The following is a 15,221-nucleotide window of genomic DNA, read 5'->3' as shown; positions in this document are numbered from 1 at the left end:
TCTTTTAGTCAGCCGGAAAAATCCGGCTTTTCGAAAACATCACCTGTCCCAACGCCTGGTCGCGGGCAGTTCAGGTGACGATTGAGGTACAAACCATGTCTCAGGACTTTGTTATTGAAGCATTTCCTCGTGACGACAAGGGTAGAGGTGCGAGCCGCCGCCTGCGTCGCGAAGAACGTAAAATTCCGGCCATCATTTATGGTGCCGGCAAAGAAGCCACTCCGATTTCCATCTGGCACAACGAGCTGAAAAAAGCTCTGGAAAACGAAGCTTTCTTCTCGCACATTCTGACCATCGAACTGAATGGTAAGAAAGAAAGCGTGATCATGAAGGATCTTCAGCGTCACCCGTACAAGCTGCTGTTGACCCACGCCGATTTCCAGCGCGTTGAGAAAGATCAGGAAATCCATGTTCACGTTCCACTGCACCTGGTGAACGAAGAGACAGCTCCGGCGATCAAAACATACGGCGGCGTTGCTTTCCGCCTGATGACCGAAGTTGAGGTAGCTTGTCTGCCGCAGAACCTGCCTGAGTTCATCGAAATCGATATGTCTGAGATCGAGATGGATCAGGTCGTGCACTTGAGTGACCTGAAACTGCCAGAGGGCGTTCGTATTCCAGCTCTGCAGCACGATGCAGAACACGATCAGGCTGTTGTGTCTGTCAGCAAGCCGAAAGGCGTCAAGTCTGACGATGCAGAAGACGAAGCAGCAGAAGGCGAAGAAGGCGAAGAGAAGGAGTAATTACTCCGGAGGCGTTGGCAGATGGCACAGGATATTGTCATGGTGGTTGGGCTGGGTAACCCCGGTCCGGACTACGAGAATACCCGCCATAATGCCGGCGCCCTCTTTGTCGAAGCACTGGCCCGCGATGCGGGTCAGTCGCTCCGCCCCGAAAAGAAATATCACGGGCACTACGCCCGAATTCAGTGGCATGGCCTTGAGCTTCACCTGCTGAATCCCGCTACTTTTATGAACCGCAGCGGCCTCTCTGTAAAAGCCCTCGCGGACTTTTTCAAGATTCTCCCCGGCCAGATACTGATCGCTCACGACGAGCTCGACCTGCCACCCGGCACCGCCAAACTCAAAAAAGGCGGAGGGCATGGCGGACATAATGGCCTGCGAGACACCATTGCACACCTTGGCACCAACGAATTCCAGCGATTGCGTATTGGTATCGGCCACCCCGGCGACAGCCGTAAGGTTACCGGCTATGTGCTGGGCCGTCTTGGCAAACGGGAAACCGAAGATCTGAACGCAGTATTCGATGAAACCATGCGGGTTCTGCCCGATGCTGCTACTGGTAACCTGGCGGCCGCTATGAACCGTTTACACAGCTTTAAACCGACCGTCGTCTGAATCTGCACAACTAAACTCCCGGCTATTCCGCCACCCCTGATATCCCATACTCGCACCCGCTGCCGGACACCGGTATAATCCGGCCAAATTTCCCCGTACCAGCAGAGGCATTCCATGGGTTTTAACTGCGGCATCGTCGGCCTTCCCAACGTCGGCAAATCCACCCTGTTCAACGCACTGACCAAAGCAGGCATTGGCGCGGAAAATTTCCCGTTCTGCACCATCGAGCCGAACGCAGGTGTGGTCGCCATGCCGGACCCCCGGCTTGATAAACTGGCGGAAATCGTAAAACCTCAGCGCACTGTGCCTACGACCATGGAATTTGTAGACATCGCCGGCCTTGTCGCCGGAGCTTCCAAGGGTGAAGGCCTGGGTAACCAGTTTCTTGCCAACATTCGCCAGACCGAGGCGATCGCTCACGTAGTACGCTGTTTTGACGATCCGAACGTCATTCACGTTGCCAACAAGATAGATCCGGCGGCCGATATTGAAATCATTAATACCGAGCTTGCACTGGCCGACATGGATACCGTTGAAAAAGCCATCAAGCGCGTTCAGCGAATAGCCAAAGGCGGCGACAAAGAGGCCAAAGCCCAGATCGAAATCTTCGAACGTTTGTTGCCCGTGCTGAACGAAGGCAAACCCGTTCGCGGCATGGGCCTGGACAAAGATGAGATTCTTCTGATCCGCGAACTTTGCCTGCTGACAATCAAGCCAACCATGTACATCGCCAACGTCAGCGAAGACGGCTTCGAAAACAACCCATATCTGGATACCGTACGTGAGATTGCTGCAAGCGAGAACGCGGTTGTCGTTCCCATCTGCAACAAAATCGAGTCCGAAATTTCAGAACTGGAAGACGATGAAAAAAGCATGTTCCTGAGTGAAATGGGCATGGATGAGCCAGGGCTTGATCGCGTTATCCGCGCCGGCTATAGCTTGCTGGGCCTGCAGACCTATTTCACCGCCGGAGTAAAAGAAGTGCGGGCCTGGACCGTAAAGATCGGCGCTACTGCACCTCAGGCCGCCGCCGTTATCCACACTGACTTCGAGCGGGGCTTCATACGCGCGGAAATTATCAGTTATGACGATTTCGTGAAATATAACGGTGAAGCCGGATCCAAAGAAGCCGGAAAATGGCGCCTGGAAGGCAAGGAATACATCGTTAAAGATGGCGACGTTATCCACTTCCGGTTTAACGTTTAACGCACACCATGCCCTCTGCGCTTGAAAACATTGTATTGATTGGCATGCCCGGTTCAGGCAAAAGCACTGTGGGCGTTGTGCTGGCCAAGGCCGCCGCGCTGGCTTTTGTCGATACGGATCTGTTGATTCAGTCACAGGCCGGCGAAAGCTTACAGAGCATTGTTGATAATGCTGGCTACGAAGCTCTGCGCCGCGTTGAGGAACAAGTGCTGTGCAACCTGGATGTTGCCGGCCACGTTATCGCAACCGGTGGCAGTGCAGTTTACAGTGCGCGTGCGATGCAGCACCTCAAGCGCAACAGTGTGATTGTGTTTCTGGACATATCTCTTGCAACGGTTTGCCAACGCATTGGTGACTTCAGCCTGAGAGGTATTTCAAAACGCCCGGACCAGACAATGGAAGAACTGTTTTCCGAGCGGCGCGCGCTCTATACACGCTACGCAGACCTGGTTATTAACGGCGAACACAAAACCCAGGACCAAGTGTGTCAAGAGATCCTCAGGACGGCTTGCTGACCGCTTACTTCACATTCGCACTGGCCGTAGCCAATTTAAGCGCCAGACTCGCAAAAACAGCACCCGCAATTCGATTCAGATACACCTGAGCTTTTGGTGAGCTGTTCAACCAACCACCCAACTGCCCCGCCAATACCGCCACCGCGCTGAAAATCACCAGTGAAATGACCATGAACAGGCCACCCAGAAGGAAGATCTGCGCAGCGACCTGGCCGTGCGCGGGCGATGCGAATTGCGGCAGAAAGGCCAGGAAGAAAATCGAAACCTTCGGGTTGGTAATATTCATGAAAATGCCACGACGATACAGGGCCCCGCTTGAACGCAGATTCAAGCCAGCCCCCTCAAAGCGATCCGCCGATGCACGAAACGCCTGCCAGGCCAGAAACAGCAAGTATATTGCGCCCGCCATCTTCAGAAGGGTAAACGCAACGGCTGAAGTCTGGAAAATTGCAGCCACACCGAAAGCGACTGCGGTGGTATGAACAATCAGGCCAGTGCAAAGCCCGAGCGTAACCAGAAAACCGGATTTCTTGCCGTATAGCGCCGATTGAGCAAGGACGAAAATATTATCCGGACCAGGCGCAATGCCCAAAATTGCCGATGCGATCGCGAACGTAATGAGAGATTCAACTGGCATGATTTTGCCTCGGGCGTGAGTAGTTCATGTAATGCTGAACCCTTCTGAAAACGTGGTCCAGAAACTTCGGCCACCTGAAAGACACTTCAATGATCAGATTTCCCTGCCAGCGCTTGACACCCAAGCCCTCCATACATAATATATGCGCCGCTTCCTTTGGTGAAGCGAAGTGGCAAGGTAGCTCAGTTGGTTAGAGCACAGCACTCATAATGCTGGGGTCGGCGGTTCAACTCCGCCCCTTGCTACCAGTATTTGAAAAAGGTCGCGATTCACATCGCGGCCTTTTTTTATTTCCGGGCGTTGAAAACGCGCAACGCCCTGCCCTCTCGGAGAGTCCTCATGAGATCCACCGGCGACAGAATCCGGCAAGCGGTTTCTTTTGAAGTGATCGGGCTGCTGATTTCTGTTCCCCTTGCAGCCTTCGCCTTCGGCTACTCACTTGAAAAAACCGGCGTGCTTGGGCTGATTGGCGCTACTCTGGCAACGGTTTGGAACTACGTCTTCAACCTGGGCTTCGACCACACGCTTAAACGGTTGACGGGCTCAACACGCAAGTCCATCAAGGTTCGCGTTCTGCACGCGTTCAGCTTCGAGCTGGGGCTGTTAATTGCTTTCCTGCCGATTATTGCCTGGTGGATGGGCATCGGGTTGCTCGAAGCGCTGTTGGTCGATGTTTCATTTGCGCTGTTTTATCTTGTGTATGCCTTCGTGTTCACCTGGTGTTATGACACGGTTTTCCCGGATCCGGACACTGCTAAATCACCGTCAACTGATTAACAATCTCCAGCATCCAAAGCCCGCGAATAACGCTATCTGTTCCGAAAAGCTTTCCGACAGCACCTTCCTTCATCAAATGCATATGACTTTCCGGTATGTCTCGATTGCATACCGTTATAAACCCCGTTAAATCTATATGGCATACTGACGCCCGAACCTGATAACAACGACTATCCATTCGCAAGGAAGTTAACATGAAATTCGAGACGCTTGCCCTCCACGCCGGCTTCAAAGGCGACCCGACTACCAAGGCAGCTACCACACCGATTTATCAGACCACGTCCTACACGTTTGACGACACTCAGCATGGTGCCGATCTGTTTAACCTGAAGGTCGCAGGCAACATTTACACCCGGATCATGAACCCGACCAACTCGGTACTTGAAGAGCGTATGACCGCACTTGAAGGCGGTGTGGGTTCGCTCGCCGTTGCTTCCGGCATGTCTGCCATTACCTATGCCCTGCAAACTATCTGCCGCGTTGGCAATAACATTGTGAGCACCAGCCAGCTCTACGGTGGAACTTACAACCTGTTCGCCCACTCGCTGCCCAACCAGGGTATTGAGTGCCGCATGGTTCGCCACGACGATTTTGACGCGATCGACAAAGCTATCGATGACCAGACCCGCGCACTGTTCTGCGAGTCTATCGGCAACCCTGCTGGCAACGTTGTCGATATTGCCCGCTGGGCCGATGTTGCTCACAAGCATGGCATTCCGCTGATCGTGGACAACACGGTTGCAACGCCCTATCTCTGCCGCCCGTTTGAGCACGGTGCCGATATCGTGATTCATTCTCTTACCAAATACATTGGTGGCCATGGCACCACGGTAGCCGGCATCGTTGTGGATTCGGGCAAGTTTGACTGGAAAGCCAACGGCGCGAAGTTCCCGATGATGAACGAGCCAGACCCGTCCTATCACGGCGTTGTTTATACCGAAGCCCTCGGCGCCGCTGCTTTTATCGGCCGCTGCCGCGTTGTACCGCTGCGCAACACCGGCTCTGCTCTCTCACCGTTCAACTCGTTCCTGATCATGCAGGGCCTGGAAACTCTGGGGCTACGCATGGAGCGCCATTGCGAGAACGCCGAAAAAGTTGCCAACTTCCTGCAGAATCACCCGGCAGTGGCATGGGTGAACTACGCAGCGCTGGCCAACAGCCCATATAAAGCTACTTGCGATAAAATCTGCGGTGGTAAAGCATCTGGCATCGTAAGTTTCGGCATCAAGGGCGGGCGTGAAGCCGGCGCCAGATTTATCGATGCGCTGGACCTGATCTTCCGCCTGGTGAACATTGGTGATGCCAAATCACTCGCCTGCCACCCGGCAACCACGACTCACCGCCAGCTAAACGCGGAAGAACTCGAAAACGCTGGTGTAAGTGAAGATCTGGTGCGCCTGTCTATCGGCATTGAGCACGTAGACGACATTCTCGCTGACATTACTCAGGCGCTGGAAAAAGCCCAGGCCTGATTGCGCTCAACCAGGAGCTCTCGTCCGGGAGCTCTCAACCGGGTACGACGAATGTCGCACCCGGTAACCCCTTCCACACCCCGTGATTGCCCTTACCCGCCTTGTAACTGCTCCGCCGCCCGATTATTCTCTAAGGTTCCCTATAGTCTTGATGAGAGTCCGGTTGCAATGAGCGAAAGCGCAAAGCCCCGCGTCACCAGTGGTTCCAAATTCCGCAATGAGCATGGCTTTTCGGCTATCAAGGATGGCGTAAAGCGATCGTCGCATCAGGAGCCCGTAAAAGTTGAGCGTAAGCCTAACTGGCTGAGAGCGCGCATGCCAGGCGGCGAACGCTATGAAGCCGTGCGCAAAAACGTTACAGAGCACCGGGTGAGCACCGTATGCCAGGAATCTCATTGCCCAAACATAGGCGAATGCTGGACGGCCGGCACTGCGACCATCATGGTGATGGGCTCGGTGTGCACCCGCGCCTGTCGTTTCTGTGCGGTTGATACCGGCAATCCCAACGGATGGCTGGATAAAGACGAACCGGAAAACACAGCCAAGTCTGTCGAGCTCATGGGGCTGCGCTACATTGTGCTTACGTCGGTAGACCGGGATGACCTGGATGATGGCGGTGCCGCCCACTATGCCGCCTGCGTTTCAGCTATTAAACAACGCACACCTGAAGTCGCTGTAGAGGCGCTGACGCCAGACTTCGATGCGGTCATGAGTGATGTAGAGAAAGTACTGGATTCCGGCCTTGAGGTGTTTGCGCAGAACGTTGAAACCGTAGAACGGCTGACACGCCGTGTTCGCGACCCACGTGCAGGCTATGAGAAGACCCTCAGCGTACTGGCTCATGCCAAACAATATCGCCCCGATGTGCTTACCAAAACCAGCCTGATGCTGGGCCTGGGCGAGACCGAAGAGGAAATTCTCGCCACAATGGACGACCTCCGCGCAATCGGAGTGGACATTCTGACGCTTGGCCAGTATTTGCGCCCGACACCGAATCACCTGCCGGTAGAGAAATATGTAACACCGGAAGACTTCAACAGGTATCGCGAGATCGGCCTTGAAAAAGGCTTTATGGAAGTGCCGTCCGGCCCGATGGTGCGTTCCAGCTACCGGGCAGACAAGGTATTCGACAAGAACAATCTGGGGCTTGCGGTACCCAAAGTACCCGGTTCTGACGCCATGCAGATTCCGGTAAAAGCCCTGGACTGATCAGGCAACCAGCCGACCTCTACAAACCAGCCGCCCCACGAAGTTACGTGAGGCGGCTTCAGTCAGACCCACTGGGCCATTATTGACCCTGTTGCTGCATCATCTGGCGCTGTTGCTGCATCTGCTGACGCATCTGCTGCATTTTTCTGTCCAGCTCGTCGCGCTGCTCCTGAGTGAACACGCTGTCTACCCTGGCCTGCATCAGTGTTGAAAGCGCAGCGATTTCACCCGTTACGTCACCCAGATCTTCACCGTGTTCGCGAATGGCGCCTTCATCGTAATCCGCTTTTATTTCACTCTGCATCTGCTCCTGCAAAGCACGGGCCTCTTCGCGCAGTGTGCCAATTTCGCCCTGCATTTCATCAAGAATGCCGCGAATTTCTTTCTGCTGATCCTCCGAAAGCCCAACCATCTGTGCCAGCTGGGCAACCTGATCCGGCTGGCCACCTGCTGCCTGCTGAGCCAATGCCGGTGCGGACAGGCTGATTGCAACAAGAGCAGTGCCAAACAGTTTTGCGAGCTTCATGAAAATCTCCATTAACAAATTGATTGTGCGATGTGATCTCAATAGATACCTGAGGTGACACCCTAAAACATCCCGGCACCGATTTTCACCCCGGTACCCCCTGTTTTTATACACATTGTGCACCAGGCCCGCCCAAACCCCGCTACATGAGCGAATCGAAACAAATGTGAAAGTTTGGTCATTCCCCTTCATAATGGCGCGGTTCACCAACGCTGGAGCATAAAAATGGCCATTAACTGGTTTCCGGGGCACATGCATAAAGCCCGCAAGGAGATCAAAAAGATCATGCCTCAGATGGATCTCATCATTGAGGTACTGGATGCCCGCATCCCCTTCAGCAGCGAAAACCCGCTGGTGCCGTCCCTTCGTGGGGAAACGCCCCTTATCAGAGTCCTGAACAAACGCGACCTGGCCGATCCGGAAATCACCGCACAGTGGCAAACGTGGCTGGAAAGAGAACGCGGTGTGAGAACCATCACCCTCACTCACAACCAACGCAGTGAGGCGCTGGATATTCTCAGGCTGGCCGCTGAGATGACGCCAGACCATGATCGGCAGAAGAGCGCTCTTCGGGTAATGATTCTGGGCATACCTAACGTCGGCAAATCCACCCTGATCAATACTCTGGCCGGTCGGCCGGCTGCAAAGACCGGCAATGAACCGGCTGTGACAAAAGCGCAGCAAACCATAAAGCTGCCCGACAACATTCTTCTTTACGATACTCCGGGATTTCTGTGGCCGAAGCTCTCGCCTGAAGCATGCGGTTATCGGCTGGCGATTACCGGTGCCATTCGAAGTTCGGTGCTGGATTTCGAAGATATTGCTCATTTTGAAGCCGAATACCTGCGCGAGGCCTATCCGGAACTAATCAAAACCCGTTACGGTTTTGATGAACTGCCGGCGGACGGTCTGGGCGTAATGGACGGAATTGCAGCCAGGCGCAGGTTCCTCGGCCGGGGCGGCGTACCCGATCTGAATAAAGTCTCTGAAGTACTGATCAATGAATTTCGCGCGGGTACTCTGGGGCGGATTTCTCTGGAGACACCCGCAATGGTGGAGCGGGAAATACAGGAAACTGCAGCCGCCGAAGCTGAAAAAGAGTCTAGACTTAAAGAAAAGAAGGCCGCTTCCAAAGCATCCCGTTCTGGCCGCCGCCCCTAAGGAGAACATTATGAGACGAGTTGTCGTCACCGGCATGGGCATTGTTTCCTGCCTCGGAAACTCTCTTGATGAGGTTCACGCAAGCCTCAGGAACGGAACCTCAGGCATCCGCTTCAATGAAACGTACAAAGAGATGGGGTTTCGCAGCCAGGTTTCCGGCTCTCCGACTGTCGATACCACCGTTATTGATCGCAAAGTGCGGCGTTTCATGGGCCCCTCTGCCATGTACAGCTATCTCGCCATGGAGCAGGCTATTGCCCAGGCAGGCCTGAGCGAAGACCAGATTTCCAACGATCGCACCGGGCTGATTGCTGGTTCCGGTGGTTCCTCCTGTTCGAGCCAGGTTGAAGCAACCGATATAATGCGAGCGAAAGGCGTAAAGCGCATCGGGCCTTATATGGTGCCACGCATCATGACCAGCACGGTTTCTGCCTGCCTCGCCACCGCTTATAAAATTCGCGGTGTGAACTACTCTATGTCCTCAGCCTGTGCCACCAGTGCGCATTGCATAGGCCATGCCATGGAGCAGATCCAGAACGGCAAGCAGGATGTTGTATTCGCGGGTGGGGGTGAGGAGGAAGACTGGAGCCTCACCATGATGTTTGATGCCATGGGCGCGCTCTCGACAAAATATAATGACGCGCCGGAAACCGCGTCCCGCCCGTTCGATTCGGGGCGAGATGGTTTTGTCATCGCCGGCGGCGGCGGTATGGTGGTGCTGGAGGAGCTTGAACACGCACGAAAGCGCGGCGCCAACATTATTGCAGAACTTACCGGTTACGGTGCCACCTCGGATGGCTACGATATGGTAGCCCCCTCAGGTGAAGGTGCCCAGCGCTGCATGAAACAGGCAATGGCTACCATCCGCGGCAAGGTTGATTACATCAATGCCCATGGAACCAGCACCCCTGTCGGCGACGCAGCGGAGATGGGCGCAGTGAAGAACACTTTCAGCTCAGACATTCCCGCCATCTCATCCACCAAGTCTCTCTCCGGGCACTCACTGGGCGCTGCAGGCGTTCATGAGGCCATTTATTCCCTACTGATGCTGCAGCACGGTTTTATTTCAGGCACCGCTAATCTGGCCTCGGTAGACGAGGCCATCGGCAATATGCCTCTGATAGGGCCTGAGGGCCGCGAAGCAACGCTTGATACAGTCATGTCCAACAGCTTTGGCTTTGGGGGAACAAACGCCTCTCTGGTGTTTGAGAGACTGCCTGCCTGACAGCTGTCGAGGCGGAGCCTGACACCAGACTCCGCCTTTTGTTTCTGATATATGCACATGTCCTTAAGTTTGGTCATTGGCAAACGGGCTTCCGCGTATTAAAGTAGTAATTTGACTTGAATCAATTTGGACGGCTCTCAGCGATGACCCAAGCAATACGATTCCGCCAAGCTCCCTCTCCGCTAAAAGCGTCCTGTCATCAGTGCAGCCTGAGCAACCTGTGCTTGCCGCTTGCCGTTCAGGATAATGATCTGGACAGCCTGGAGGACATCGTTCAGCAGGGGCGCATATATAACCGCGGTGAACACATCTTTGACCAGAGCACGCCCTTCCGTTCTTGCTTTGCTGTGAAGAGCGGTTCAATCAAAACATCGATTATTACCGAAGGCGGCGAGGAACAGGTTACAGGCTTCTTCATGCCCGGCGAGCTCGTCGGCCTGGACAGCATGAGTGGTGAATCCTATGCCTGTACTGCCAAGGCTCTGGAGCGAACCAGCGTATGCGAGTTCCCGATAGACAAGCTGGAAGAGCTCACCGGCAGACTGCCGGAACTGCAGCACCATATGTACCGCCTGATGAGCCATGAAATCCAGAACAGTCACCAGCTCGCAATGCTGTTAAGCAAAAATACAGCCGAGGAACGTATTGCCTCTCTGCTTCTTTCTCTTTCCAGCCGGTTCCAGCGCAGGCGCATGTCGGGAACTAACTTCAGCTTGCCAATGGCGAGAAATGACATTGCCAATTTCTTGGGACTTGCCGTGGAAACGGTGAGCCGCGTTTTCACCCGCTTCCAGAATCAGGGCATCATCCGCGCGCGAGGACGTGAAGTGGAATTGCTTGATATTGAAGCACTGCAGATGGTCACCCGTGAGTTCTCCCGACAGGGCTGCCAGCAATAGGCTGATATAACCGGGAACAACCGGCGTTATTCTGCCGGCGCCCGGTCTTTCCTGTGCTGCGCATCGCGCCTCAGCAATGCCAGCTCATCAACCAGCCCTGAGCGCCAGGGAAACTGCTTGATACCAAAAGTATTGCGGATTTTTGTACAGATCAGCGTGGTATTTGGCGGCTCCATTGTTCCCCACGCGGGCATGTCATCCACCACATGAAGCCCCTCCGGAATACCAGGCAAACCGGCAATCGCCAGACCCAGCTCATACAGGCTGATGACTTCCGCACCAGCATACTGGAATGTCCCCCATACATCGGCACCGCAATCCAGTTGCTGTATAACGGCAGTTATTACCCGCGCAAGATCTCTTATAGAAACCGGCTGCCCCACACACCGGCCAGGCAACCACAAAGCCTCATCGGAGGCAGTGCTCGCCTGAACCTTACGAATAAAACGGCTGAGGCTCCAGCCTGTGCGTAAAATGATGTGCCGGGGCAAGAGTGTGCGCAATGCCTGTTCACATTCCCACTGCCAGTTTCCCAGCTCATTGACTGGCTGACCGGGGTTGGAAGCGATATAGCCACTCTGTTTTCGGCCATCAAACACATAGCACGTGGATAGCTGGAACAGCGCCATACCCCGATCACGGGCATACTCAGCGATGGCCAGTGGCAAGGAAAATACGGCTTTTTTCGTGCCCTCAGGATCTTGCTCTGCGGCCTCAGGGTCTGCCAACCATAGCGCATTGACGATCAGATCAGTGTCTTCCGGGATCCAGCTTTCCAGCGCACTGAGATTTGCGCTTGCAGGGTCACTGACCAGCAAAGGACTGACATGCAGGGATGTCTCCCGAAGCCGCTCAAGCAGAATTTTCCCCAAGGGGCTGTAATCGTGAACAACAAGTACATGCACTAGAGTTCAATGCCTCCGGATATTACTGATATGACGTAACTCGAGACCCGATAAGGGCAATGACTTCCCGAACACTAACGATACTTACGCGGAACGCGGTTGGTTATGCCCGTCAGCAACTCATAGGAGATGGTTCCTGCACAGCTGGCAACTTCGTCCACTCCGACTGTGCGACCCCAAAGCTCAACAGCATCGCCCTCAACGGCCTCCGGCGCGTTATCAAGATCTACCGCCAGCATGTCCATCGACACCCGACCGATCAGCCGGATTCGGCGACCACCTACTGCCGCAGGTGTGTCGGTGCCGGCGTGGCGGGGATAGCCATCTGCATAGCCGATAGCCACCATACCCATGCGGGTATCGCGCTCGGCGACCCAGGCACCACCATAACCTACGGATTCACCTGCTCTGACAACCCTTGTTGTGATGAGTGGCGCTTCCAGGCTCATAACAGGCTCAAGCCCCAGCTCCGGGCCAGTCTTGCCCACAACCGGTGAGCCACCGTAAAGCATGATTCCCGGGCGGCTCCAGTCGAAAAGCGGCTGACCAGAAATAAAGTGAGCTGCGGAATTGCCCACGCTCTTCATCAAGGCCGGCCAGGTCGATACTGCTGCTTCAAAGACAGCCGTCTGGGTTGCCGTCATCGAGCTGTTGGTATCGTCAGCGCAGGCAAAGTGGCTGACAAACCCGAGGAGCCGGCTGCCAGCGGCGCACTTTTCCATCCGCGCCATCACGGCATGTAACTCCTCTGGCCGAAAGCCCAGACGGTTCATTCCGGTATTGATCTTCAGCCAGAACCAGGGCATGCGGCCGCTCTGCTCCAGCCATTCCAGCTGATGCTCGCTGTGCAGCACCGGCTCAAAGTTGCCATGTTCGCAATCGGCCAGATCCTCAGGGGCATGCACACCCTGAAGGAGCACGATTGGCTGGGCAATACCTGCGGCTCGAATTGCCTCCGCCTCTTCAATGCAGGCCACCGCATACTTGGGCGCAACATCCGCCAGGGCGGATGCCACCCGGGCAATGCCATGGCCATAACCATCAGCCTTTACAACAGCCATCGCCCTCGCATTTCCCGCAATCTCGGTCGCGGTGCGGTAATTCCGCCGGAGGGCATCCAGATCAATATATGCGGCTGTGCTGCGCGGCATCAGTATTCACCACTGTAATCGCCATAATCACCATGGGCGAGATCTTCAAATTTGGTGTATTTCCCGATAAAAGCCAGGCGAATCGTACCTATAGGACCGTTACGCTGCTTGCCAATGATGATTTCGGCAATGCCTTTGTCTTGCGTATCTTCGTTATACACCTCATCACGATAAACAAACATGATGACGTCAGCGTCCTGCTCGATCGCACCAGACTCACGCAAATCAGAGTTGATCGGTCGTTTGTTCGGGCGTTGCTCGAGGCTCCGGTTAAGCTGCGAAAGAGCAACCACAGGACAGCTCAACTCTTTGGCAATGCCCTTCAAAGACCGGGAGATTTCAGAGATTTCGGCCGTTCGGCCTTCCGTATTACCCGGAACCCGCATCAACTGCAGGTAGTCCACCATAATCAGGCCGATTTTACCGCCGTTCTCACGGGCAATCCGGCGGGCGCGGGATCGCAGTTCGGTGGGGCTAAGGCCTGGCGTGTCGTCTATATAAAGAGGCTTGTCTTTAAGCAGACTGACGGCGGAAGTCAGCCTGGGCCAGTCGTCTTCTTCCAGCTTACCGCCACGAACTTTACTCTGATCAATCCGCCCAAGAGATGAAAGCATACGCATGGCCAGCGCATCCGCCGGCATTTCCATACTGAACACCAGAACCGGCGTACCTGTGCTTATGAGCGCGTTCTCGACAATGTTCATGGCAAAGGTGGTTTTACCCATTGAGGGCCTGCCTGCCACGATGATGAGGTCTGCCGGCTGCATGCCCGAGGTCTGATCATCCAGATCTCTGAACCCTGTAGTCAGACCTGTCGTTTGCTCACCAGACTCGAACAGCTCTTCTATGCGACTCAGGGTTTTGGTCAGAATAGGATTGATGGATTGGGGGCCGGAACCTTCTTTAACTCTGGATTCGGCAATCTGGAATACGTTGCGCTCAGCTTCGTCGAGAATTTCGTTACTGTTTCGCCCCAAGGGGTTGAACGCTGAATCTGAAATCTTGCCCGAGACTTCTACAAGCTGCCGCAGAATAGAACGCTCGCGAACGATCTCGGCATAAGCCCGGATATTGGCCGCTCCAGGAGTTTTCTCTGCCATTTCAGCCAGATAAGACAAGCCACCGGCGTCTTCGATATCTCCGGCACGCTCCAGAAACTCAGCCAGAGTAACAACATCAAGTGGCTCATTCTCACTGGCCAGGCGCTCAACCGCGCCAAAAATCAATCGATGGTCCTGGCGATAAAAATCGGCCGCGGAGATTATCTCGGTAATTTCATCAAATCGCCGGTTGTCCAGCATCAAGCCACCCAGCACAGCCTGTTCCGCTTCAACGGAATGAGGAGGAACCTTGATTCGGCTGGTTTCGGGATCAGTACTTGCGGGCTTCAGGATAGGCTTTGCCATGAACACATCTTCAGTTGAACGTCATAACCGCGACAGTGTAAGCAGAAAGTCGCAGCAATGAGAGGGGGTTTGTTGATGACAGCATACCAGAAAGCAACAGGCCCGAAAGCCGTATTAAACGGTTCGGGCCTGTTGGCTTGGCGGTCAATGAACTCCGAGAGCTCACTGCCCGCCACCAGCGTATTACAGAGACCGGGGCAAGCCCGGCTCTGCTTTCAAAGAAAGCAGATTACTCGGCAACAACCGCCAGCTTAACGATTACTTCAACGTCTGAGTGCAAGTGAAGCTCGATTTCATATTCACCGGTAGCCCGCAGAGGGCCTTCCGGCAGACGAACTTCGCTCTTCTCAACGTCGGTACCCGCAGCAGTGATTACGTCTGCAATATCGCGAACACCAATGGAGCCGAACAGCTTGCCTTCATCACCCGCTTTGGAGGTAACTGTGAAGGATGCACCTTCCAGAGCCTCAGCGCGAGCCTGAGCCGTTGCCAGCTTGTCGGCTGCGGCTTTCTCAAGCTCAGCGCGACGCTCTTCGAACGCCTTCAGGTTTGCTTCAGTGGCAGGCGCAGCCTTGCCATACGGAAGCAGGTAATTACGGCCGTAACCGGACTTAACTTTTACCTTGTCGCCCAGGGAGCCAAGGTTTGCAACTTTCTCGAGCAGAATAACTTCCATCTCGTTAACCTCTTCGTGCTTTATTCAGCCGGCCCGGCAGGCTTTATTCGCCCCCGGATATCCAGCCAGCTATCCACAAAAGCCAGAACCACTAACAG

16 protein-coding genes and 1 tRNA gene are annotated in these 15,221 nt (G+C 54.6%); 11 read left to right on the top strand and 6 right to left on the bottom strand.

Features of this window, described 5'->3' with window-relative positions; genetic code table 11:
* The first annotated feature begins 95 nt into the window (after nucleotides 1–95).
* The 4 genes from ACN0RL_RS19100 (at nucleotide 96) to ACN0RL_RS19085 (ending at nucleotide 3,079) form a co-directional block, all read left to right on the top strand.
* Nucleotides 96–743, top strand: a complete 648-nt coding sequence (locus ACN0RL_RS19100) for a 50S ribosomal protein L25/general stress protein Ctc (RefSeq protein WP_417519720.1) — start codon at nucleotides 96–98, stop codon at nucleotides 741–743.
* 21 nt (nucleotides 744–764) lie between these two features.
* On the top strand, nucleotides 765–1,358 hold the full coding sequence (gene pth / locus ACN0RL_RS19095) for an aminoacyl-tRNA hydrolase (RefSeq protein WP_417519718.1): 594 nt from the start codon (nucleotides 765–767) through the stop codon (nucleotides 1,356–1,358).
* A gap of 114 nt (nucleotides 1,359–1,472) precedes the next feature.
* Complete coding sequence (gene ychF, locus ACN0RL_RS19090; RefSeq protein WP_417519716.1) at nucleotides 1,473–2,564, top strand: redox-regulated ATPase YchF; 1,092 nt, start codon at nucleotides 1,473–1,475, stop codon at nucleotides 2,562–2,564.
* A gap of 8 nt (nucleotides 2,565–2,572) precedes the next feature.
* On the top strand, nucleotides 2,573–3,079 hold the full coding sequence (locus tag ACN0RL_RS19085) for a shikimate kinase (RefSeq protein WP_417519714.1): 507 nt from the start codon (nucleotides 2,573–2,575) through the stop codon (nucleotides 3,077–3,079).
* Nucleotides 3,080–3,083: 4 nt separating this feature from the next.
* Here ACN0RL_RS19085 and ACN0RL_RS19080 read toward each other — a convergent pair whose 3' ends face one another.
* Nucleotides 3,084–3,716, bottom strand: a complete 633-nt coding sequence (locus ACN0RL_RS19080) for a LysE family translocator (RefSeq protein ID WP_417519712.1) — start codon at nucleotides 3,714–3,716, stop codon at nucleotides 3,084–3,086.
* Nucleotides 3,717–3,887: 171 nt separating this feature from the next.
* Between ACN0RL_RS19080 and ACN0RL_RS19075 the strand changes: the two genes are divergently transcribed.
* From ACN0RL_RS19075 to lipA, 4 genes are all read left to right on the top strand, one after another.
* Nucleotides 3,888–3,964, top strand: a tRNA-Met gene (locus ACN0RL_RS19075).
* Nucleotides 3,965–4,055: 91 nt separating this feature from the next.
* Nucleotides 4,056–4,493: a PACE efflux transporter gene (locus ACN0RL_RS19070; RefSeq protein ID WP_417519710.1), complete on the top strand. Its 438-nt coding sequence runs from the start codon at nucleotides 4,056–4,058 to the stop codon at nucleotides 4,491–4,493.
* 194 nt (nucleotides 4,494–4,687) lie between these two features.
* On the top strand, nucleotides 4,688–5,965 hold the full coding sequence (locus ACN0RL_RS19065) for an O-acetylhomoserine aminocarboxypropyltransferase/cysteine synthase family protein (protein WP_417519708.1): 1,278 nt from the start codon (nucleotides 4,688–4,690) through the stop codon (nucleotides 5,963–5,965).
* A gap of 168 nt (nucleotides 5,966–6,133) precedes the next feature.
* Nucleotides 6,134–7,174: a lipoyl synthase gene (gene lipA / locus ACN0RL_RS19060; RefSeq protein ID WP_417519706.1), complete on the top strand. Its 1,041-nt coding sequence runs from the start codon at nucleotides 6,134–6,136 to the stop codon at nucleotides 7,172–7,174.
* Between the two features lie 79 nt (nucleotides 7,175–7,253).
* Here lipA and ACN0RL_RS19055 read toward each other — a convergent pair whose 3' ends face one another.
* Complete coding sequence (locus tag ACN0RL_RS19055) at nucleotides 7,254–7,700, bottom strand: Spy/CpxP family protein refolding chaperone (protein ID WP_417519704.1); 447 nt, start codon at nucleotides 7,698–7,700, stop codon at nucleotides 7,254–7,256.
* Between the two features lie 225 nt (nucleotides 7,701–7,925).
* Here ACN0RL_RS19055 and ylqF point away from each other — a divergent pair, with 225 nt between their 5' ends.
* The 3 genes from ylqF to fnr all read left to right on the top strand — a co-directional run bounded on the left by ylqF (nucleotide 7,926) and on the right by fnr (nucleotide 10,985).
* The gene (gene ylqF, locus ACN0RL_RS19050) at nucleotides 7,926–8,861 is read left to right on the top strand and encodes a ribosome biogenesis GTPase YlqF (RefSeq protein WP_417519702.1); all 936 of its coding nucleotides are present in this window, start codon (nucleotides 7,926–7,928) and stop codon (nucleotides 8,859–8,861) included.
* Nucleotides 8,862–8,871: 10 nt separating this feature from the next.
* Nucleotides 8,872–10,086, top strand: coding sequence for a beta-ketoacyl-ACP synthase I (gene fabB / locus ACN0RL_RS19045; protein WP_417519700.1), 1,215 nt, complete (start codon nucleotides 8,872–8,874; stop codon nucleotides 10,084–10,086).
* A gap of 143 nt (nucleotides 10,087–10,229) precedes the next feature.
* Nucleotides 10,230–10,985, top strand: a complete 756-nt coding sequence (gene fnr, locus ACN0RL_RS19040; protein WP_417519698.1) for a fumarate/nitrate reduction transcriptional regulator Fnr — start codon at nucleotides 10,230–10,232, stop codon at nucleotides 10,983–10,985.
* A 26-nt stretch (nucleotides 10,986–11,011) separates the two neighbouring features.
* On the opposite strand, the gene ACN0RL_RS19035 is transcribed toward fnr, so the two are convergent.
* The 4 genes from ACN0RL_RS19035 to rplI all read right to left on the bottom strand — a co-directional run bounded on the left by ACN0RL_RS19035 (nucleotide 11,012) and on the right by rplI (nucleotide 15,123).
* Nucleotides 11,012–11,890 (bottom strand): sugar nucleotide-binding protein, encoded by an 879-nt coding sequence (locus tag ACN0RL_RS19035; RefSeq protein WP_417519696.1) that lies wholly within the window; start codon nucleotides 11,888–11,890, stop codon nucleotides 11,012–11,014.
* A gap of 74 nt (nucleotides 11,891–11,964) precedes the next feature.
* Nucleotides 11,965–13,041, bottom strand: a complete 1,077-nt coding sequence (gene alr / locus ACN0RL_RS19030; protein WP_417519694.1) for an alanine racemase — start codon at nucleotides 13,039–13,041, stop codon at nucleotides 11,965–11,967.
* Nucleotides 13,041–14,447: a replicative DNA helicase gene (dnaB, locus tag ACN0RL_RS19025; protein WP_417519692.1), complete on the bottom strand. Its 1,407-nt coding sequence runs from the start codon at nucleotides 14,445–14,447 to the stop codon at nucleotides 13,041–13,043. Before dnaB ends, alr begins: the two co-directional genes overlap by 1 nt.
* 229 nt (nucleotides 14,448–14,676) lie before the next feature.
* A complete protein-coding gene (rplI, locus tag ACN0RL_RS19020) occupies nucleotides 14,677–15,123 on the bottom strand; it encodes a 50S ribosomal protein L9 (RefSeq protein ID WP_417519690.1) in 447 nt (148 codons plus the stop codon).
* Nucleotides 15,124–15,221: the final 98 nt, after the last annotated feature.

Origin of the sequence: Marinobacter sp. (genome assembly GCF_048259445.1) — a bacterium.
Taxonomy (GTDB): Bacteria; Pseudomonadota; Gammaproteobacteria; order Pseudomonadales; family Oleiphilaceae; genus Marinobacter.
This window is presented reverse-complemented; position numbering and strand designations above follow the sequence as displayed.